Here is a 21,417-nt window from a genome sequence, read left to right as displayed (position 1 = left end):
CCCAACCCTCACAGATAATTCAGGCGGTTGCAGAGACAACCTAGGAATTGGGAGCAACGCGAACCGATTCCAGTTGTCGAGCAATCGCCTGATCCAACCCCAACCCTCACAGATAATTCAGGCGGTTGCAGAGACAACCTAGGAATTGGGAGCAACGCGAACCGATTCCAGTTGTCGAGCAATCGCCTGAATTATAACAAACTATTCTTATCTACTTTCTCCACCTTACTTCCGTCCTTCAGCGTTTTACTGATCGCATTAAACGGACGCGACACCACCTCATCGCCTTCTTTAAGTCCGGAAAGGATGCGAATATGCATATCATCTTGGATCCCGGTAGTTACCTCCACCTGTTTGACCGTATTGTCAGCCGCGTAGACAAAGACATACTCGTTCATTTTCGGCACGCCAGCACCAGCAGCCGCGCGCGTGGTATCTCCACCTGCATTCGCGGCAGCAGCGGTAGTATCGCTACCCGGCGCACCCATTGCTTCACGTGTCGTCACCGCCTGTATAGGCACAGCCAATCCCGTGTCCTGTTGCGTATGGATATCGACCGTCGCCGACAGTCCCGGGCGGAAGGGCGAAGGATTCGGTTGGTCCTTCTTCAACAAGTCTGCATACGACTCTGGCAAAATACGGATCTTGACGTTGAAATTAGTGACCTGATCCGTACCTGCGGCAGCAGTTGTGGTAGTGGAGGCGGCCGTTGTAGATGAGCTGGCAATCTCGGTGATCACACCCTTGAACTTCCGACCCTGAAAGGCGTCGACCTCGATAGACGCTTCATTATTAAGCGATATGCGGGTGATGTCATTCTCATTCACCTCTACCACTACTTCCATGGAGTTCATATTGGCAATACGCATGATCTCCGTACCCGCCATCTGTGCGGTCCCTACCACGCGCTCCCCGAGTTCCACCGCCAGCAGCGAAACCACGCCATCCACCGGCGCGTAGATCGTCGTGCGCGCCAGGTTGTCGCCCGCCTCATTAACCGATGCCTGTGATTGATCGATACCATACTTGGTCGCCAATACGGTTTGCCGTTGCGCCTCCAAGCTGGCCCGGGCGCTTTCATAATTGGCCCTCACCTGATCAAACTCCGCTGCTGAAATGACTTTTTTGTCAAACAACCCTTTATTCCGATTGTACAGCGCCTCGGTATTCGCGAAATTCGCTTCCTGTTGTTTCAATTGCTGTTGAGCGACAGCCAGGCTGGCCCGCTGGGCATTGAGTGACGCCACTGCACGGTCATAGCCGGATTTCAAAATATCCGGCCGTATACGGCAAAGAACCTCCCCCTTGGTCACCACATCACCTTCCTTTACGTTCAGTTCCACGATTTCCCCCGAAACCTCCGAGCTCAACTTCACCTCCACTTCGGGGTGTACCTTCCCACTGGCCGAAACCTGTTCGTTCACCGTCCGCTTTTCCACCTTATCCGTGGCCACCTTGATCACATCGCCCTGGCCGATCCAGCCCATTTTGTTGGCGACGACGACCAGTATCACCAGGATGACTGCACCAATTAATACATATTTCAGTGTGTTTTTCTTCTTTGCCATAGTCTATCTATGATTGGGTTGTTTATGTTCAGTTTTCAAAATTAATTTCATTCCCGAGGTAGAAGTCGATGACCTTGCTCCGGAAAATCAGATCATACCGCGCCTGTATATGATCAAACTCGGCCCTATTCATGTTCGTTTGCGCCGTGAACAGTTCGACCGAATTGGCCAGTCCCACCTCATACCGCTGGTTGAGCACCTCAAAGGCATCTTTTGCAGAAGTAAAAGCGGTTTCCGTAGAATAATAACGCTTCTCCGCAGACCGCAAATCCAGCGTTGCCTGATGGATGATCTTATTCAGGTTGTTTTTCGTCAATTGCTCATTCGTTACGGCATTTTGATAATTTATTTTGGCCTTGTTGACGTTGATCTTCGTCTGGAATCGGTTGAATATGGGAATATTGAGGCTCAGTCCGATGTATGGGCTTTCGTTATCTTTGAGCTGATCCCCGAAATTCACCCGTTGATAAATCGGATCGTCGTTTTCATCGACACCGATAACCCTCGAAGCCACCGAAGATACACTCGTACCGTATCCGGCACCGAAACCCAGTGTAGGATAATAAGCGCCCTTCGCGATGGCGATATTTCGTTCGGCCACTAACGTCGTATAGGCAGCCTGCTCAATATCCGGTTGCGTGGTGAGCGCCTGGGTGTAGACCTCATTGGCATCATATGCAGTAGTAACCCCTACCACCGACTCGATTTCAGGTTTTTCCAATGCGATGTCTTCCGATGGACTCATTTCCATCAATTGTTTCAGGTTCAACATAGAAAGCTCATACGCATTCTGGGCCGAGGTGACATTCAACTCATCGGTGGCTACCTGGCTTTTCGCTTGCGACAGATCGGCTAACGTATTATTGCCCACCTCGTAGTTGGCTTCAGCTACTTCCAATTGCCGCTGAGAAAGACCCAGCTGCTGCTCTGCGGCCGTCAGCAGATCTTGATTGGTCAGCGCCTCCAGGTAAGTGGTCACCACCGAAAGCACCAGATCGTTCTTTACTTTCTCTATATTGCTCTGATCAGCGGAAAGCTGGTTTTTGTTGGCCAATATCTGATTGACCCGTTGAAACCCCTGAAAAATAGGCACATCTGTTGAGAGGCTAGCGTTAGCGGTATTCACCGAAGGCACCAATTGTCCGGTTGTTTGATCGAAATATCGTCCGAAACGCATATTACCGCCTACCTGGGCACTTAAACTGGGATAAAATTGGCTTTTGGCCTGCCGCACATCTTGCTCTGAAAGGGCTGCTTGAAACTGGGCTTGTTTTACCTGCAGGTTATTTTCCAACGCTTGGCGGACGGCATCCCTGACAGGCATCAACTGTTGTGCCATGCCGCGGGTGGATACCAACAGTACCATACATAAGGCGATCGTATACGTTAGGTGTGGGAATTTTCTTTTCATTCTTTTCTTGTAAGCTACAGCTGATGACGATTCATCTGGAAAGATTGCGATGTATGGTCAATATTTGCTTCTTTTGTAAATCCATGTACACCATCAAGTCTCCCCTTCTCTTGCGGTGGCTATATCCCACCCTTACCTGGCATCGCAGCCGGACCGATAAATGTATTTTTCTCACCTTTGACGATGGCCCAATACCAGATGTTACACCGGAGATTCTAAATACCTTAAAAAATTACGATATCAAGGCTACGTTCTTCTGCGTGGGCGAAAATATAAAAAAACATCCTAATTTATTCAATTGCTTGCTGGAAAATGGGCATCGCATCGGCAACCACACCTACAACCACCTCAAGGGATGGAAAACAGCTAATAAAACGTATCTGCAAAACGTTGCCCGCTGTCAGGAGCTGGCGCAAACCGATTTATTCAGGCCCCCCTACGGAAGGGGCACGCGGGCGCAATATGCTGAGATCCGGAAATCGCACGAAATCATCATGTGGGACGTACTGAGCGGCGATTTTGACACGAAACTGGCTCCCGAAAAATGCTTGCAAAACGTCATCCGCCATACCCGCAATGGTTCTATCGTGGTATTCCACGATAATATCAAGGCGATTCCCCGTGTCACCTATGCCCTCCCCCGTGCCATTGAGCATTGGTTGAGTCAGGGGTATACGTTTGGGGTCTTGTAATGGATTTGTGTATTCGCGCACCTATGTACAGCGCATACCCTACTGCACTTCCACGGAAAACTCCTCCATTGCATGGGCACTGAAATAGCCCAAGGCGGCCTTACCAAATACCGAAGGCGGGTTGGCCGGTGCGGCTGTGCCGGGGTTTGTTGATTGCACCGCGTTCCAAAAATCATAGGTTGCCTGGTTTATGCATTGCATCCGAACAGTCACCGCGTCGCCCTCGGTTAGTTCGACATCGAAATCAAAAAGGTCCTCGCTCACGTACTTGCCGTCGTTGAATTTATCCCGGCTGACGTGCAGCATATCGAACGCCCTCCCGTTGATGCTCCACAGGTATCGGTAATAGTTCGGCATACCCGGCGGATCCTGGAATTTAAGGGTAATCAATTTCTGTTCTTCATCAAACACGTTGCGAACCGACGTGCCGATGGAATCCACGACGACCGAGTTCGGCATGGTCACCGTGGCTGTAAAAAGGGTGTCATTCACCTGAACGTAAAGCGTATAGGTCGCCCCTTCTATCCCTTTGAAGTTGGTTGCCACGTACCTTCCGGGCTCTTCCTCCAAAAACTGGTGTGCCCCGCTCAATTCCCCGTTGACCTCCTCATACACCCCTACTGCTGCTCCGGAAACCCCTTCAAACGGCTGGTCAGCCGAAAACGGTACCGTCCGGCTGATGGTGACCAACTGGCTGTCGTCCACGTTATTTACGTCGGCCGTGATGATCAGCTGCGGATTGGCACTGTTCAGGTCCACATCAATGACATCTTCACATGACGATCCTAAAAATCCTAGGGATAAGGCGACTAAAATCGGATATCGGTGATGCCTGTTCATGCTCAAAATTTAAAATTCCATGTCACGGAAGGAATAATCCCAAATAGGGCGATCCGATAGGCTTCTGTGACGTTCGGATTGTTTTCATTTTCCCTAAAATCTATGATGTAGGCATTTTTACGGTTATAGGCATTGTACACGCCAAATGTCCAGCTGGACGAGAAGCGTTTGCCTACCGGCGACTCCCACGTAGCCCCCAGATCCAACCGGTGGTAATCCGGCATGCGGTAGCCGTTGCGCTCGGTGTAATACCATAGCGTCTGCCCCTCTACCGAATATTTGCCGCTCGGAAAGGTCACCGCGCTTCCCGTGCTGTACACCAACGTGGCCGATAGGTTCCAGCGCGGAGATAACTGATACATGCCCACCACGGCAACATCGTGCGTGCGGTCTTGCCGAGCAGCGAACCAATTGTTGTCATTGATGCCGTCAAACTGCCGCTCGCTTTTGGACAGGGCATAGCTCAGCCAACCGTTCAGCTTTCCCTGACGCTTTTTCAGAAACAACTCCACCCCGTACGCCCGTCCGATACCGTAGAGCAATTCCGCTTCGATGTGTTCATTGGCCTGCAGATCGGCCGCATTGCGATAGTCGATCTGGTTCTGCATGTATTTATAATACGATTCGGCCGAAAATTCATACATACCGTCACCGAAATTCTGGTAATACCCCGCCGCTACCTGGTCCGCCAATTGCGGTTTAATGTTATTGCTGCTCATCACCCAGGCATCCGTCGGCAGGCTGGATGTCGAGTTGGACAGCTGGTGCAGGTGCTGGACGTTCCGGTTATAGGACAGCTTCAGACTGTTATCGCCGTTCAACTGATAACTCAGCGACAGGCGCGGCTCCAGATTGAAGTAGTGCTGCACCACTTCCCCGCGCGCGTACTCCTGGCTTTCGACCACATCCCCCTCCGCATCATAGGCATAGAACGTACCCGGACCGAAAAGCATGAACTGATTCACGCGAATTCCGTATACCAGACTCAGCCGATCCACCGGATTCCATTCGTGCGAAAGGTACGCCGCCAATTCCATTCCGCTCCGGTCTTCCAGTTGCAGGCTATTCACCGGCGTGTCGTCCTCGGCATCGATATTGGCAGGAGAAATACGCTGCTGCAGCAAATTGACCCCGAAGCGCCAGGTGCTTTTGTTGGACGAAAAGAATTGGAAATCCTGTTTCAAGTTGTAATTCCGTATCCGGGAAGCGATGGCAAAATTGACATCTTCGTTTTCGATGTTGACATGGTAATTGAAATCACTGTAAACGAACGTGGTATTCGAAAACAAGCGGCTATTGATCACGTTGTTCCACCGCAAGGTCGCCGTGGCGTTGCCCCAATCGAAACCAAATAGGTCGGAATACCCGAGTACATCCCTTCCGAAGTAACCGGAAACAAACAGTGTATTCCGGTCGTTGAGCCGATAGTTTGCCTTGGCATTCAGGTCGTAGAAATAGAGGCGACTGCTGTTGATCTCTTCATCCTGGGATAATTTGAGGAACAGGTCGGCATAGGTCCGGCGCCCGCTGACCATAAACGACCCCTTATCTTTCACGATGGGGCCATCCACCTTGAGCCGCGAAGCGATCAGTCCCACCCCGCCTTCGGCACCAAACTCCTTCTTATTACCATCCAGCATGGTAATATCCAACACCGAAGCCAATCGTCCGCCGTACTGCGGGGGCATCCCCCCTTTATACAGGTTTACGTCCTTGATCGCGTCGGAGTTGAAGGTGGAAAAAAAACCGAAAAGATGGGACGCATTATACACCATCGCCTCATCCAGCAAGATCAGGTTCTGATCACCTCCCCCGCCCCGCACGAAGAAATTGCTGCTGCCCTCGCCGCCCGACATCACGCCGGGAAGCAGTTGGATCGTCTTGAGCACATCTTTCTCCCCCATCAATACCGGCACATGCTTGATCTCGTTTATCGCCACCCGCGCCACGCCCATTTGCGGACTGCGTACGTTTTCACTGGGCGACGCCTGGGTGATCACTACCTCATCCAGCAGTTCGCCACTCCGCAGCTCGACATCTACCTGCCGGTTCGCCGATACCTGTACCGGCATTTCCAGTGTTTGATAACCGATATGCGAAATGACCAGCACCTGATCTCCCTCCGACAGGGTGAGCGAATAAAATCCGTAGTTATTGGCACGGGTACCGACCGAGGGGTCGGCCTTCCACCGGATGCTCGCGCCTACCAGCGTTTCGCCGGTGAGTGCGTCGCGGATATAGCCACTGACGGTGTGTGCAGGTTGAGCAAATGTGGTAAATGGTACACCGACGAAAACCACTGCTAATATAAATTGGAACCTACAAAACAACGCAAGGGACATATCTGGTATTGTATTGAAAAATGGCGAGCACACACAACATGCGTTAGACTCCCTTTCCCCTTACAATATTACGTGGTTTACATTAATTTATGTCCTAAATCGATAACATTTCATTTATACCCGGCAACTATAATACCCGTATAAGCACAACTTTCTGTTTATCAGATTGATACACCTGCTTACAGAATTCCACGAATTCACTGTATTTTTCGGGCGGGTACTTTTTGCTATTCATCACTTGGGTGCGTCGATAGGTGATTGTGCGTTCGTCGGCGATATAGCTCGCGCTGAATGTACCAAATTCCGATACCAGTTCGACATCTTTAGGAAGGTGTTCTACGTCATAACCCTCCGGTAGGTTGTAAATGATTTCATCTTCATCCATATAATCGAATGATAACGCAAAGTCGGTTTTCCTCCCGGGTACAGCAGGCGGAATATGTTCTCGTCTGTTCAAGAGATTTGCTGTCAGAAAAATCCGGTCTCCGCCCTTACTCAGCAGTTGCTTGCTCGTTACCTTTATCGTCTCCGTCAATTCGGGTTTAATTTTATCGGGTTGCAAATAGGAATAGTCCACCAACTCCATACCGGGTATCCCCAGGTTTTCCAAGATACCCTTCCGCTGTTCGCTGGGTTCTTCCAGCAGTATATCTAAATTATCTGCAAATTGTGCATGACCATATTTGGTGTTGATATCGATGTTGGCCGTCAAATCGCCGGCGAAACTCACCAGTACGTTACGTTTCAGGTAATTGTCTTTAGCGGTGTATTTAGTGGTATTGATAAGCCTACCTCCGTTCCCATCCACCATTAATGCCGTTCGGCCGGCATTGCTGTGGCCGATAAATCCCATCGGATAGTGGTGGCTTGTACATTCTAAAAATGTCGTATCGCTTTCTTGGGGTACGCACAAAATCATATGATTTGCCTGACCGAAACTCGCGTAAGCAGCGTTGAGGCTGGGCAGGCCATTGCCGATGACCACCAAATTGGAAGTGATGCCTGCCTCGTGGAGTAAAGCCTTCATAAAATTGGATAAGGCTTTACAGTCGCCATAATTTACCTGTGCAACGTTATCGGCACTTATGGGCTTAAAGCCCCCGATCCCCAGCTGTACGCTCACGTACCGTGTGTTTTGTTGGAGATAATTATATAAAATGCGTATTTTTTCGTCGTCGGTCGTTGCATTTTTGATGAGGCTTCTCACCTCATTCTTGGTGGTCTCGTTTAAGTAGCTTCCCCCTTCATTGAGTGTGTGGAGCCATCTACCAAGCTGGTTCCAATCCTGTAGGCTCCCATGGGTACCATCGTATTCAAAGTCGGTTGGCGACACCGAAACCCATGGCACCACGTTGTCTAACCCTGCGCTATAAGGCTCATATACCAATGCCGGCAGATTGTCACACACCCATTTGTGTTGTATTTTGCCATTCATCATCACCGAATCTGCCTGCAAGCCCGCACTTGTCAGCTTCTTGAAGGCATAAGAAGGCGGACACAGGATGGTATAACTTGATTTTTCGACGGCAATGCCAAATGAACGAATGGGACGCCACGAGGGTATCGAAAGAAACCCCTTGTACTCTTTGGTATAACTGTATTCGATCGTGTAAGGATGGGCGACATGTGCAAACGTCAGGTATTTCAAGCGGTTATCTTCATAGATCGAAAAGTCCGATATGAGGCTTCTATCCTGAATATCGGCTTTTTTATACGTTCGAACGACCTTTCCGGATGCATCATACAGGGTAGCGCTAATATTTGAGATGGTGGAAAATCGGTCATATATCTCCGTCATTTCGGCATACGTGTCGCCGGCTTTATTTAGAATCGTGATGGCCACTTTGTAAGTTAACTGTGCTTTTGCTGAACTCGTGATATCAAAAACACAGTCCTCCAAACGAATAATGGCCGCCGCATCCTGCATCAACGACTTGGGTATATGGCCTACATCGTAGTTGGATTGACCGCTAACCGCAGTGCTCAGGGTAGCGAAAGCAAGGAATAGTATTTTCTTCATGTTTACATCTTTTTAAACACAATTTGTTCGGCTTGCCTTTCGGTTATGATCTTGAACAGTTCTTTCAAGTCGAAATATTCTTCAGCGCTATATGCCCCTTTTTTCAAATCGATCACACTATTGACGAGCACGACTTTCCCCTCAGAAAGGTAGGAGATCTTAAAGCTACCGTTATCGTCCGCCAACTTATAGACGATGCTTTTCGGCAGTTTTTCGACGGTATAATTTTCCGGGAATTTCACCGTAATCCTAAACGTTTCTTTGATGGGGAAGCCGAAATCAACCGGAAACTTACGTTCATCGTGTTTAAATGGATTTTCTTTTGTCCGTTCATACAACAATGGCGGGAAATAAACCAAATCACCTGCTTCCTCTACGTTGTCGCTGATCGTGACCTTTAATTTTTCCGTCAATGACTCCTCAGCAGAATCGATATTAAGTATTTCATACGTCAATATATCGAGCCCTGCTCTATCTTCCTTGTAATCCTTAATATACTCCGACTCACTGCTTTTTGAGCGGTAATTATTTCTCCTTGATAGGCCATTATAGCCCCTATGGATCTCCAGAACACTTCCTGCTAATGTATTGTCTTCATTCAGGGTGAGGTTGTAGTTGTAGCTGGACTCGCCACTATGAGATGCTTCCAGTGAAATCCATTGCCCTTCTTCTTTATCCATATCCAGCAGGAAGCCCTGATGGACCAAATTCGGAAACGACAACATACCCATGGGCATCAGTGGGTCACAAGCATCCAAAAGCAGCGCCGTGCTGTCATAAACAGCGAGGGCCACCACATTGTTAAACTTGGATATATTTGGGTATCCCGGGTGGGCTCCGTTTTCTCTTGTGCTCACCAATACCGGATACACCGTGATATCCGCTGCCTTTAACAGGCTGATCAGCGCAAGATTGATATCGGATGAATTTCCCGCACGTTTTTCAAATAGCGTTTTCGGACTCAGGTGATCTGTATAGAGGCTGTGCTCTTCATTCCATTTCACATTCGCGGTTACGTAGTGATACAGCTGTTTGATTTTTGCTAACTCGCTCGCCGTGCCGGAAAACGGCGCTCCTTCGAGAAGCGACTTTGCTTGCGCCCTTTTATTGATGTATTGTCCGAAGTTCTCATCCGTCATTAATCCATTGATGATTTTAGGCCAGTTTCCGGTATAATCTTGATAAGGTTCGTTCGGAAATCGGGTACCCTGCAATTCAAATTCAATCTTGGCTCGGTAATCGTCCAATGTCGTCACATAAGGTTCATCTTTCAATGCCGGAATAGCTCGTGCCACATACTTTGTGTATTGCGCTGTAGAGGCTAAACCAGCCACATATGATTTGTTTTCTTGTTTTTTGATGGGGGTTTCAACGGGCCAATACCCATTGAGGTTGACTTTGTAATTGAAATATTCAGGTATCCTAATATTATACTCGGACCACAAGGTAGGAATATCGCTTTGAAACGTCCACCCACGCAGGGTGAAGATAAAATCAGACTCGATGGTATACCTAAATTCGATGATCGAACCCTCCTTTACATTGGGGAGCGTGTATTTCTTGATCGTGTAATTCTCATCCAATGCCTCCGTAAACTTAGCATCCTTGCTCAGCTTGCTTTCCACAATTTTTCCGTTTTCCAGGTTGTAAGTGGTTGCATTCATAGACACCATGTTCTCTTTGCTGCTGTTTGACGAACGATATAACGCAATATCGAGGTTCGCCAAGTCGTATCCGTTTTTGTTGAGAATCTTGTACCGCACGTGCCTTTTGAATACATACGTAAAACCACGAGCGTTGGAAATATTAAAATCGCAGTGCCCAACATCAAAGATCTTCAGCGCGGCCGCTGCACTATCCGCGCCTGAAGCCTCGAGGGCAAATTCTTCAGGTGAGATTTCCCCGAACTTAAACTCACGATTAGGAATCTCCGTGGACTGCGCCACACAGAAAACGAGTCCAACGAAAAAAGTAACTGACAAAGCACTTATTTGACGGAATAATTCGGCCATAGGTCAAGTGGTTTAGGGTTAGGTTAATTCATACAGTTGATAAAATCTACATCGCAATAATAAGAAAATTTTTAACAATTATGGTCAACTGTTTTTATCAAGAATAATACTTCAAAATATTCGTTTTTAAAAAATAAGTTCGTAGTATTGAAACCAAACAAACTCATAAATCAAAACGTCATAGTGTCTTTAACATGGAAAATTTGAAAAATTTATTGTCAATTGCATTAGCAGCGGCACTATTCGCTTCCTGCGGATCAGGCCAGAAAACGGAAGAAACACAGGATACCACCGCGGCAGCGCCCGTTGAGAACGATGGTTGGGTATCGTTGTTCGATGGCACCACCACGGACGGGTGGCATACCTACCTGCGGGATACCGTTTCTGCCGCCTGGATTGTGCAGGATGGTGCGTTGCGATTCAATCCCGAGGTGCCCACTGAGCAGCGCGGCGATATCGTGACGGACGGCGAATATGAAAACTACGAACTGGAGCTCGAGTGGCAGATCTCATCCGGAGGCAACAGCGGCGTTATCTTCGGCGTGCATGAAGACCCGAAATTCAGCGCCACCTACCAGACCGGCATTGAAATGCAGGTGCTGGACAACATCGACGCCGGCGATAACAAAATCGAAAACCACCTCGCGGGCTCCCTATATGACATGATCGGCAGCAAGGAAGTCTCAAAGCCGAAACCCGTAGGCGAGTGGAATCAAGCGCGCCTGCGCAAAAACAACGGACAGATCACCCTTTGGCTCAATGGCGTGCAAACCGCCGATGTCACGATCGGTACGCCGGAGTGGGAGCAAATCTTGAACGCCAGCAAATTCAAAGACTGGGAAGGTTTTGCGCAATATCCCAAAGGCAAGATTGCCCTTCAGGACCACGGCAACGTAGTCGCCTATCGCAATATCCGCATCAAGGAACTTTAATAGTGGTGACCGGGGTTCGGGGATCAGTGACCGGGGAAACCCATCACCGACCCCCGAGCACCCACTACTGCAAATACGTTCCCTGCCGCATTAACAAAGCCCTGTATTTATTAAAAACCGCCGATTTGGATACAAATCCCATGTAGTTTCCATCGGCGTTGACCACCGGCAGTATCCAGATATCCTCCCGGTTCATCTTCTGCATCACAGTCTGCATATTGGTATCCATCTGGACGATATCGGCGGGTTTCTCCGCCAACTCACGCATGGTCTTATCCTCCTTTTCCGGATACTCACCCAGCAATATTTCAAACAGGCGTTCGCTATATATGACCCCCAATAATTTACCGTCGTGGTCCACCACCGGAAAAATATTGCGTTTGGTATGGATGATATCATGCCTGCGGTCGGTAGGCCGCTCATCGGGCCGCAGGATGGTGAAATTGCGCTCCAACACATACCGGAGTCTCATCATACTCAGCACGGTACGATCTTTATCTTCATGGGTAAGCAGATCGCCCTGTTCGGCCAGCACCTTGGTATAGATTGAATAGCGCAGCGTCGCCCGGTTGATCAAGTACGAAATGGCCGTCACGAGCATCAATGGTACCATCAGCGCATAGCCGCCGGTGATTTCCGCGATGAGGAAAATCGCCGTTAACGGCGCGTGCATGATGCCACTCAATGCCGCTGCCATGCCCGCTACCACGAAGTTCGCCTCATTCAGCTCAATCAATCCCGTGAGGTTGACCCCATGGGCAAAGGCGAAGCCCAGCAATCCGCCCATCACGAGACTGGGACCGAATACCCCGCCGTTGCCGCCGCTATTGAGGGTGATCAACGCCGCCAACGACTTCGCAAAAACGGTAAATACGGCGTATACCACCACCAATGGGCCGATATGCCCATAGTCGGCAAAAATACTGTTGGCCAGCATGGCGTTTGTACGCCCATCCAACAGGTTCTGGATCGCCAGGTAGCCCTCACCATAAAGCGCTGGGAACAAGAAGATCAGCAATCCGAGGCTCATCCCGCCTACCCCCACTTTTTGGTAGGAGCCATTGATCTTGGCAAAGGTCGCCTTCATCCAAGCACTCACTTTAGCGAAATAGATGGAAAAAAGTCCAATGATCACGGCCAATAGCAAGTAAAAGAATAACGCTTGGAAAACCCAGTCATCCGTAACCAAATGGAACAACGGTTCACTGTATATCAACCGTGACACCACGGAAGCCGTGGCCGCTGCCATCAGCAACGGAATGAACGCCGGGATGGAAAATTCGGGGAGTAGGATCTCGATGGCAAAGATCATTCCCGCTACCGGACTGTTAAACGCCCCGGCAATCCCCGCGGCCGCCCCACAGGCCAGCAACATGGTCACCTCCCGGTAATTGAGTCCAAAAAACCGCCCAGCATTGGCACCGATGGCCGAACCGCTGTAGGCAATCGGCGCTTCCAGTCCAGATGACCCCCCGAAACCAACGGTCAGGGCGCTGGTAATGATCTGCGAATAAATATTATGTACCTCTATCCGGCTCGATTTGCGCGAAATCGCATAAATGATCGGCGTCAGTCCGTGCTCAAACGTACCCTTTCGGATGAAACGACGCACATAGAGGACGCTCAACAAGATGCCGATCAGCGGAAAAAACAGGTACAAGTAATACTTATACTGCCATTGCACGTCATCCTGCAAAAAAGCGGCGATCGAATGCGTGAGCCCTTTAAGCGCAGCCGCAGCCAACCCACCGATAATGCCGACCACTACCGCCAGGATAACCAGGAAATTGCGGTTGGAGATCTTCTGCATCCGCCATTGCTGAAGGCGGTGGATCAAATTTCGTTTCTTATCCATATTAATCCGTCTCCATGACCTCTTTTTGCTTTTTGGACAAGAACTTCTTGGGCACAGCGGCGACGATCTCCTTCTCCAACGCGTCGATAGCCGGTTTTTTCAGAAAGTTGTGCGTAGTGACCAAGCTGATCTCGCGCACCGGTTCCGGCGATTTAAAATAACGCACACGGGCCAATTGGTTTTCATCAAAATCCGCGATGCTCAATTCGGGCAAGATGGTACTGCCCGCATTGCTATCGACCATCCGTTTCAAGGTTTCGACACTTCCGGTATTGTATTCGAACGTCCCATGCGGGTCCATGCTGCGTTTCCGTTGGCAGATGTTCAATACCTGTCCGCGCATGCAATGCCCCTCTGTAAGCAGCCAGAGCTTATCGCTCAACACATCTTCGGACGTTACCTGTTTTTTCGAGATCAACGCACTCTTGGGCGACACATATGCCACGAAAGGTTCATAAAACAAGGGGCGCTCCACCATCGTCGAGTCATATACCGGAGTGGAGAGCACACCACAATCCAATAAACCCACTTTCAGGTCGCGGATAATCCGCTCGGTCGTATATTCCCATATCTGCAAGTGAAGTTTCGGAAACTGCCGCATAAATCGGCCAAGCACCCGTGGCAATAAATAAGGTGCGATGGTAGGAATGACTCCTATACGCAATTCGCCTTCCAGCTCCCCCCTTTTCAATTGCACCAATTCATTGATCTTACGGCTTTCGGTCAGGACAACCCGGGCTTGCCGGATGATCTCCACCCCGACCTCCGTAGGGATCACCGGTTGCCTGCTCCGATCGAAAATACGCGTACCGATCGATTCTTCCAGTTTCTGGATCTGCATACTCAGGGTAGGCTGGGTAACAAAACATTTCTCGGCAGCTGCGATAAAACTCCGGTAAGTATCCACAGCTATCACATATTCCAATTGTACGAGCGTCATGGCATCAATAAAGTTGATGCAAAGATAGAAAAGTAGATGTTTTAAAACCAATTAGCCAATGATAATTAGTTAAAGACTATTTGAATTCTATAATAGTTTTATCTTTTATCGTATTTTAATCGTAAATTGATCGTATCACGATCGTATTTATACGATAAAAATACGATATAAATAGGTTTATAAATCGTTTTTTAATAAAAGTATTATTCATTTATTTTAAACTTTTTATATAATTCTTTTGGGAATTGGAGGTGATTTTGTAACCTTGCAATAAACAAAATGGCATATTTGACATGGGAATCATCGAAAAAGGCATAAACGGACCATTCAAAGGCAAAGCCGGAAGCGTGGTCGGCAGCAGCTGGAAGAAAATCAGCTACATCAAAGGCCTGCGTCGCGACAAGGGACGGAAACGCCCCCCTACGGCCGAACAGGCTATCCAACGGCAGAAATTCACGCTGCTGAACAACTTCCTGCGTCCGGTCAACACTGTGCTTAATGTTGGCTTCAAATCCTTTACCGGAAAGGCCACCGGTGTGAACGCAGCCTTCCGATACAACTACGAACACGCCTTTTCGGAGGTCGATGGCGAAATCACACTCGATTATCCGGCCCTCAAATTCAGCCATGGCACGCTTTATACTGCCGGTGCGGAGCACGCATTGCTGGACGGCGACGGCATCAACGTGACCTGGAGTCCGAAAACTTATGGGATGGGCGGGGAAATGGATGACGTGGCGCACGCCCTTGCCTATAGTCCGCAGAACGACCGGTTTTGTGCCAATAGCAATGTGGCCCGCCATGAAGGGATGGCGCGTATTGATTTTAAAGGTCAACTCCGAGGTCCGGATATCCATGTATGGCTGTTCTTTGCAGACAAGCAAGGGAAACGCGTTTCAAAAACCGTTTATATCCCGCTGTCCGATGCTGATTCCATTCGCCTTTAATCCAAATTTATCATGGAATTTTTCTACGACGCCACCAAACCCAAAACCAACGAAAAATCATACGGCAAACTGGCCGTCCAGCAACGGATGCGCTTGGCGATGGCTTTTCTCAATCCCCTACGGCCCCTCATTGCCGAGAGTTGGTTAAACCAGGGAAAAGGGAGCAAAAAGAAAGCCTTCGGGCAGGCCTTGAAGAAACTGATGGAAGACGCGATGGAAGGCGAATACCCCGACCAACGGGTTATACCCGAGCGGGCTACCATCAGCATGGGTATCCTTCCCTCCCCCCAGATCAGCGAGGTGGTCCGTCAGCAACAGGAACTGGAGGTCTATTTTTCCAGTGCCGGCAATCCAATGGCCAGTTCAAATGACGAAGTGGTGCTCGTGGTATACAGCCCCGAAGCCGGAGTCGGCGCACGCAACACCCATGTATGTAAACGAACGGAAGAGCACATCACCGTGGAACTACCTCAGCAGCTGTGGACCGCACCCTTCCATGTCTACCTGTTTGTGCATAGCGCCAGTAAAAAACAGTATAGTAAGAGTGTGCATGTGGGGTTGATCAACGAAAAATAACGCTCTTTTTGAATAGGTAAAATTTGATATAGTTGCGTAAGTAACATTCAATACGCCAGTAAACGGCCGCAGGCAATGATGGCGATCCAGGCAACAATGGAAACCAGTGCGGATACCTTGGCGGCAAAGGGGGGATTATGCTGGTCGGCCAACGCCGTACCGTGTTTGTAAACAACCCGATGGAATATCAATACATTAAGCGCTGCAATACCCAATAACATCATTTTGAGCCAAAAGGTCGGATTAACACCCAAGGCGGTTGCATTGGTCATGAACAGCAGGATGCCCGACGGCACGATCAGGATCAGGCCCCTGCGCGACCAAGGCAATACGTGGCGGGACAATCCGGTGATGGACAATGTATTCGAAAAGCCCAGCAGGCGCAGATCGAACACAAACGCGGCGCCTACGAGCATGACAATACCGACGATATGCGCGATTTCCAATGCCGGATATAGCCACATCGACTGACGGATATGAGTCGCCCAGGAAGCATTTTCCAGCCAATTGAAAAAGGTGACCATGAAGAACGGCACCGACTAGCGCAATTCGTATTTCTTGCCCCCGATAAATATCCGCTCGGCACGCATCTCTGTTTTTTTGGTCTTGTGCGGATAGGCTACAATACGCAATTCCGTTCCCTTTTTGATCATATCCGCCGATACCCCACGGGCCGTCATTCGGCTGGCTGGGGCTAAATAAACGGTCCATGTGGCATCTTTGTATTCCACTTCAGCTAATGCATGTGGATTCTCATAGGTAGATTGCTCAATGGTGGTCGTAAAATCCAGTACTTTGGTCTGGTCATAGTTGGCCCATCCATGATGGAATGCGGTGAACGATACGCAAAGCAAACAGCTGGCTGCCAGCGAAATGGTTTTTAGGTAAGTCATCACTTAAAAATTTAATGTTAATCCACCCTATAAACAATGGATAAACGATTATGTTTGATATATTAGCCACCAATAAAAGTCGCCTATGCAACGTGATCTGGCTGCGGGTTACATCCTGAAGAGACTGAAAGACGAGCTTTCGCCCGATTTGACCTATCATAACGATGTGCATACGATGGATGTGCATTCGGCGGCGCAGCACCTCGCGCAGGCGGAAGGGATCAGCGGCAGGCCGTTGGAATTGCTCCTCACGGCGGCGCTCTTCCATGACGCGGGTTTCCTGATCACAGCCAAGGGGCATGAGGTGTCATCCTGTACGATTGCCCAAGAGGCGTTGCCTGCATTTGGCTATACGGAGGCAGATATCGAACTGATCTGCAGGCTCATCATGGCTACGGAGGTGCCACAACGGCCCCAAGAGCATCTGGAAGAGGTTCTTTGCGACGCCGATTTGGATTATCTCGGAAGGGGTGACTTTTTTGTGCGCAGTGAGCTGCTCTACAATGAGATGCAGCGCTTAGGGACTGTTCGTTCACGAGCGGAGTATGATGGTATCCAACTTGCTTTTTTGGAAAATCATCGGTATTTTACTGCGACGGCCAAACGGCTCAGAGACCGACAGAAAGCGGAAAATTTTAAAAAACTGATCGTATAATTATAGTGAACGTGACCAGCATGGATAATCAATGGCGTGCGATTGCCCGCGATGTAAGTTATGTCATTTGTGGCGTATTGTTTTGTGGATTTGCGTTAAAAGGATTCCTGATTCCTAATCATTTTTTTGACGGCGGGGTCACGGGTATCGCGCTCTTGATCCATGAAATATACCATTTCAATATTGCCTATGTCATCGTATTGGCCAATCTGCCTTTGATCATCATGGGTGCCTATCAGGTGAACCGCACGTTTGCGTGGAGAACGCTGGGCTGTGTGATCTTATTGGGCATTTGCCTGCTCTATGTGCCCTATCCGCCGATTACATCGGATAAATTGCTCGTCTCCATCTTCGGCGGTGTATTCATGGGGTTGGGTGTCGGCCTGGCGATGCGCGGTGGCTGCGCGCTGGATGGTGTAGAAGTACTTGCGCTTTACACGCTCAGGAGAAGCAGTTTTACCATCAGTGAGATCATCCTCGGGATCAACATCATCATCTTCCTCATCGCCGCAATACAATTGGGCTTGCCAACGGCACTGTATTCCATTCTGACGTACTATACGGCCTCCCGCACGATCAGCTTCGTGATCGAGGGGCTGGAGGAATATACAGCGGTCAATATCATTTCATCCAAGAGTGATGTCATCAAAGCGCGTTTGGTACAGGAAATGGGCAAGGGCATCACGGTCTATAAGGGTGAGCGGGGATTCCTGAAAGGAACGTTCGACGTCAGCCACCCGGTGGACATCGTATTTACGGTGGTTACCCGCTTTGAGGTCAGGCGGCTCAAAAGCATGGTCCGCGAGATCGATCCGCAGGCATTTGTATACACCAATACCATCAAAGAAGTGGCGGGCGGTGTATTAAAAAAACGTGCCAGGGAACATTGATCGGCAGCTTTTGTGCGTTATCGCACTTACTCAAGCACTTCGTAGATGGCCACGGGCAGTGCCTTGTTCTTGAGGTTGACGCTTCCTAATTCCCGTAGACTGAACGACTGTTTGGCTTGTTCGTATACATGCGCGGGAATCAGGATCTGGTCGGCTTTGGCGACCGATTGCAGCCGCTGGGCCACGTTTACCGTATCACCGATAACGGTATAGTCCAATCGCTTCAAGGAAGCCGACCCGATATTGCCGGAGATCATCTCCCCCGAATTGATGCCGATGGATACCATGGGCTTGAAGGGGTGGTCCGCCAGACCGGAGACGGCGACTTGGGCAATGCTGCTCCTGACGGCCAACGCGGCATCGATGGCCCGGTCGATATGATATTCCCCCTTAAACACGGCCATCACCGCATCACCCATGAATTTGTCTATGTGGCCATGGTGATTGATGATGGCCTTGACGATCACATCGAAGAGCGTATTGAGCATGTTCACCACGCTGTCGGCCCCGACATTTTCGGTGATGGTGGTGAATCCGCAGATGTCAATGAAAACCACCGTGCCTTCGATGGTCTCATTCGCCATCAGGCTTTTCTCAAATTCTTGGTGGGTCATGAAGTTGAGGACATGCTCATCCACATACATTTTCAGGATGTTGTTCTCTTTGATCGCCCGCAACGTTTCCTTGAGCTGTCCGACATGCAGCAGGGTTTTTTCGATGGTGGTATCCAGGTCGTCGAAATTGACCGGCTTGAAAACAAAATCAAACGCTCCCCTATTCATGGCCGTCCGGATATTATCCATATCGCCATAGGCCGATACCATCACGGCCTTGATCACCGGATTTGCATCAGGCAATTTGGTCAATAGGGTCAGTCCGTCCATACCGGGCATGTTGATATCGGTCAAGATGATGTCGATGTCATCCCGCTCCGCTAAAACCGCCAACGCCTCATTGCCGTCCCGCGCAAATACAAACGAATAGATCTGCTCGCGTATCTTCTTCCGAAATTTCTGACGGATGAGCACTTCGAGGTCGGCCTCGTCGTCTACCACCAATATGTTAGCCATGCTTCTCCAGATCGTTAAGTTTTTCCTTCAACAAATCAAAATCGAGGGGCTTGGTCAGAAAATCGTCGGCACCGAGCTGCATGGACTGCGCCCGGTTGGCTTCGTCGCCATAGGCCGTGATCATCATCACGAAGGGTGGAGCCGTACCGTGCGCCCCCCGGATATGCTGCAACAGTTCCAGTCCGCTCATCCCCGGCATGTTGATATCGGAGAGGATGAGTACCACTTCGGACTGCCCGGATTCCAGGTAATGCACCGCCTCCTCACCGGAAAGTGCAAAATCGAATGCCAGTAGCCCGTTTTTAATCTCCCTTCGGAATCGCTGCCTGAATAGCGGCTGGATATCCGCCTCGTCGTCTACTACAAGTATCTTCATCTTATGCTGGTATCGTAATGACAAATGTTGCATATGCTCCCTCAGCGGTAGCTACCCGCATATCACCGCCGTGCATTTTACGGATAATGTCATAGCTCATCGATAACCCCAGGCCCGTGCCTTGCCCCGTCGGCTTGGTGGTAAAAAAGGGATGATAGATCTTATCCAGAATAGCGTCCGGAATACCCAATCCATTATCGTGTACGGTGATCTCAACGGCTTCCCGACCGTCCGTCATGCGCGTATTGCGGGTCGACACGCGTACGAGCGGCGTGTAATCTGCCGGTGCATCTTTTTTCTTTTCGCTCACCGAATAAAACGCATTGTTGAACAGGTTCAATAGCACCCTCCCCAGATCCTGGGGGATAACGGCTATGGGGTGCAAATCCGCTGCAAAATCAGTCTCCATTGTCGCATTGAACGTCTTATCCTTCGCCCGCAGTCCATGATAGCTGAGCCGTAAGTACTCGTCAGCCAAGGTGTTGATGTTTATCTCTTCCTTTTTGCCCGCGCTGCTGCGCGAATGTTGCAGCATGCTCTTGACGATGCCGTCTGCCCGTTTACCGTGGAGGCTGATTTTTTCCAGGTTTTGTGTGAGGTCGCCGATGATCTCAGCGGCTTCTTCCCGGCGTTCCGGCGGCAGCTGGCCCAGCGGACCCGATTTCAGCTCTTCGAGCAACTCCACGCTGACCTCCGAAAAATTATTGACAAAATTCAGCGGATTCTGTATCTCATGGGCAATGCCTGCGGTAAGCTCCCCCAAAGACGCCATCTTTTCGGATTGGATAAGCTGGTCCTGCGTGCGTTTGAGTTCTTCCAGCGTCTCTTCCAATTCCTCCTTCTGCTTGACCAATTCGGATGTCCGCTGGGCCACCTCGGCTTCCAGGTTGACCTTCAACTCGGCCATGACGCGGAGCCGGGCCTCTTCGGCCGCCCGCTTTGCACGTTCATTTTCCAACGCCCGACGCTGATTGCGGTCTACAAACCACATGGCGCCGAACCATAGAAGTCCGAATAATTCAGCGCTTTCAAAAACGGTGCTGTGTTCATCGTAAAAATCGTTGTTGATGGATTCCACCAAACCGCTCACCAGGGATAACACCATATAAGGCAGCATGGAGAGCATGAAACTCCGGCCAATCCTAAGTTCCGGACGCACGTAGACCAGCCACATCAACGCAAAAACACAGAGCCGTATCCCGAATTCGATGAAGGTGTAATCGGTGACGATATCCAGCAGCAACAGCCCCACCGCGATGTACCTGCAGGCGATGGTATAACGACGGACATCGTAGCCCGCCTGCGCCGGGTCTACCCGCTTGCCAAGGAAATTGATCAACAAAAGCGCAAATAGCGGTTCGAATAACATGTTGCCATTGGTTTACCTAATATGGAAAC

General features: G+C 49.7%; 19 protein-coding genes. 6 read left to right on the top strand and 13 right to left on the bottom strand.

Features of this window, described 5'->3' with window-relative positions; translation table 11 throughout:
* Positions 1-191 precede the first annotated feature (191 nt).
* Together ACMGDE_RS07730 and ACMGDE_RS07725 are read right to left on the bottom strand one after the other, a co-directional pair.
* A complete protein-coding gene (locus tag ACMGDE_RS07730; protein ID WP_436832200.1) occupies positions 192-1,568 on the bottom strand; it encodes an efflux RND transporter periplasmic adaptor subunit in 1,377 nt (458 codons plus the stop codon).
* Positions 1,569-1,596: 28 nt separating this feature from the next.
* A complete protein-coding gene (locus ACMGDE_RS07725; RefSeq protein WP_436832199.1) occupies positions 1,597-2,979 on the bottom strand; it encodes a TolC family protein in 1,383 nt (460 codons plus the stop codon).
* A gap of 83 nt (positions 2,980-3,062) precedes the next feature.
* On the opposite strand from ACMGDE_RS07725, the gene ACMGDE_RS07720 reads away from it, so the two are divergent.
* Positions 3,063-3,671, top strand: coding sequence for a polysaccharide deacetylase family protein (locus ACMGDE_RS07720; RefSeq protein WP_436832198.1), 609 nt, complete (start codon positions 3,063-3,065; stop codon positions 3,669-3,671).
* A gap of 39 nt (positions 3,672-3,710) precedes the next feature.
* Here the strand turns inward: ACMGDE_RS07720 and ACMGDE_RS07715 are convergent, their stop codons facing one another.
* From ACMGDE_RS07715 to ACMGDE_RS07700, 4 genes are all read right to left on the bottom strand, one after another.
* Complete coding sequence (locus ACMGDE_RS07715; RefSeq protein ID WP_436832197.1) at positions 3,711-4,511, bottom strand: DUF4249 domain-containing protein; 801 nt, start codon at positions 4,509-4,511, stop codon at positions 3,711-3,713.
* A 2-nt stretch (positions 4,512-4,513) separates the two neighbouring features.
* The gene (locus ACMGDE_RS07710) at positions 4,514-6,811 is read right to left on the bottom strand and encodes a TonB-dependent receptor (RefSeq protein WP_436832196.1); all 2,298 of its coding nucleotides are present in this window, start codon (positions 6,809-6,811) and stop codon (positions 4,514-4,516) included.
* A gap of 169 nt (positions 6,812-6,980) precedes the next feature.
* Positions 6,981-8,873: a DUF3858 domain-containing protein gene (locus tag ACMGDE_RS07705; RefSeq protein ID WP_436832195.1), complete on the bottom strand. Its 1,893-nt coding sequence runs from the start codon at positions 8,871-8,873 to the stop codon at positions 6,981-6,983.
* Positions 8,874-8,875: 2 nt separating this feature from the next.
* Positions 8,876-10,885, bottom strand: coding sequence for a DUF3858 domain-containing protein (locus ACMGDE_RS07700; RefSeq protein ID WP_436832194.1), 2,010 nt, complete (start codon positions 10,883-10,885; stop codon positions 8,876-8,878).
* Positions 10,886-11,079: 194 nt separating this feature from the next.
* On the opposite strand from ACMGDE_RS07700, the gene ACMGDE_RS07695 reads away from it, so the two are divergent.
* Positions 11,080-11,817 (top strand): 3-keto-disaccharide hydrolase, encoded by a 738-nt coding sequence (locus ACMGDE_RS07695; RefSeq protein WP_436832193.1) that lies wholly within the window; start codon positions 11,080-11,082, stop codon positions 11,815-11,817.
* Between the two features lie 64 nt (positions 11,818-11,881).
* Here the strand turns inward: ACMGDE_RS07695 and ACMGDE_RS07690 are convergent, their stop codons facing one another.
* Both ACMGDE_RS07690 and ACMGDE_RS07685 read right to left on the bottom strand, forming a co-directional pair.
* Entirely contained in the window at positions 11,882-13,672 is a 1,791-nt protein-coding gene (locus ACMGDE_RS07690) for a chloride channel protein (RefSeq protein ID WP_436832192.1), read from the bottom strand.
* A gap of 1 nt (position 13,673) precedes the next feature.
* Positions 13,674-14,612 carry a hydrogen peroxide-inducible genes activator gene (locus ACMGDE_RS07685; protein WP_436832191.1) on the bottom strand — a complete coding sequence of 313 codons (939 nt, stop codon included), beginning with the start codon at positions 14,610-14,612 and terminating at the stop codon, positions 13,674-13,676.
* A 293-nt stretch (positions 14,613-14,905) separates the two neighbouring features.
* On the opposite strand from ACMGDE_RS07685, the gene ACMGDE_RS07680 reads away from it, so the two are divergent.
* Together ACMGDE_RS07680 and ACMGDE_RS07675 are read left to right on the top strand one after the other, a co-directional pair.
* A complete protein-coding gene (locus ACMGDE_RS07680) occupies positions 14,906-15,559 on the top strand; it encodes a DUF6266 family protein (RefSeq protein WP_436832190.1) in 654 nt (217 codons plus the stop codon).
* A gap of 12 nt (positions 15,560-15,571) precedes the next feature.
* A complete protein-coding gene (locus tag ACMGDE_RS07675) occupies positions 15,572-16,135 on the top strand; it encodes a DUF6266 family protein (protein ID WP_436832189.1) in 564 nt (187 codons plus the stop codon).
* A 47-nt stretch (positions 16,136-16,182) separates the two neighbouring features.
* Here ACMGDE_RS07675 and ACMGDE_RS07670 read toward each other — a convergent pair whose 3' ends face one another.
* On the bottom strand, positions 16,183-16,671 hold the full coding sequence (locus ACMGDE_RS07670) for a DUF6644 family protein (protein WP_436832188.1): 489 nt from the start codon (positions 16,669-16,671) through the stop codon (positions 16,183-16,185).
* A gap of 3 nt (positions 16,672-16,674) precedes the next feature.
* Positions 16,675-17,028 (bottom strand): DUF6152 family protein, encoded by a 354-nt coding sequence (locus tag ACMGDE_RS07665; RefSeq protein WP_436832187.1) that lies wholly within the window; start codon positions 17,026-17,028, stop codon positions 16,675-16,677.
* Between the two features lie 85 nt (positions 17,029-17,113).
* Between ACMGDE_RS07665 and ACMGDE_RS07660 the strand changes: the two genes are divergently transcribed.
* Both ACMGDE_RS07660 and ACMGDE_RS07655 read left to right on the top strand, forming a co-directional pair.
* Positions 17,114-17,683, top strand: a complete 570-nt coding sequence (locus ACMGDE_RS07660; RefSeq protein ID WP_436832186.1) for an HD domain-containing protein — start codon at positions 17,114-17,116, stop codon at positions 17,681-17,683.
* A gap of 20 nt (positions 17,684-17,703) precedes the next feature.
* On the top strand, positions 17,704-18,573 hold the full coding sequence (locus ACMGDE_RS07655; protein ID WP_436832185.1) for a YitT family protein: 870 nt from the start codon (positions 17,704-17,706) through the stop codon (positions 18,571-18,573).
* A 26-nt stretch (positions 18,574-18,599) separates the two neighbouring features.
* Here ACMGDE_RS07655 and ACMGDE_RS07650 read toward each other — a convergent pair whose 3' ends face one another.
* From ACMGDE_RS07650 to ACMGDE_RS07640, 3 genes are read right to left on the bottom strand one after another with little or no spacing between them, the layout of a single operon-like run.
* A complete protein-coding gene (locus ACMGDE_RS07650; RefSeq protein WP_436832184.1) occupies positions 18,600-19,643 on the bottom strand; it encodes an adenylate/guanylate cyclase domain-containing protein in 1,044 nt (347 codons plus the stop codon).
* A complete protein-coding gene (locus ACMGDE_RS07645) occupies positions 19,636-20,019 on the bottom strand; it encodes a response regulator (protein ID WP_436832183.1) in 384 nt (127 codons plus the stop codon). Before ACMGDE_RS07645 ends, ACMGDE_RS07650 begins: the two co-directional genes overlap by 8 nt.
* Position 20,020: 1 nt before the next feature.
* A complete protein-coding gene (locus tag ACMGDE_RS07640) occupies positions 20,021-21,388 on the bottom strand; it encodes a sensor histidine kinase (protein WP_436832182.1) in 1,368 nt (455 codons plus the stop codon).
* Positions 21,389-21,417 lie beyond the last annotated feature (29 nt).

Source organism: Parapedobacter brassicae (genome assembly GCF_051400755.1).
Classification (GTDB): Bacteria; Bacteroidota; Bacteroidia; order Sphingobacteriales; family Sphingobacteriaceae; genus Parapedobacter.
Note: the sequence above shows the minus strand (reverse complement) of the source record. Positions and strands in the feature narration are given on the sequence as shown.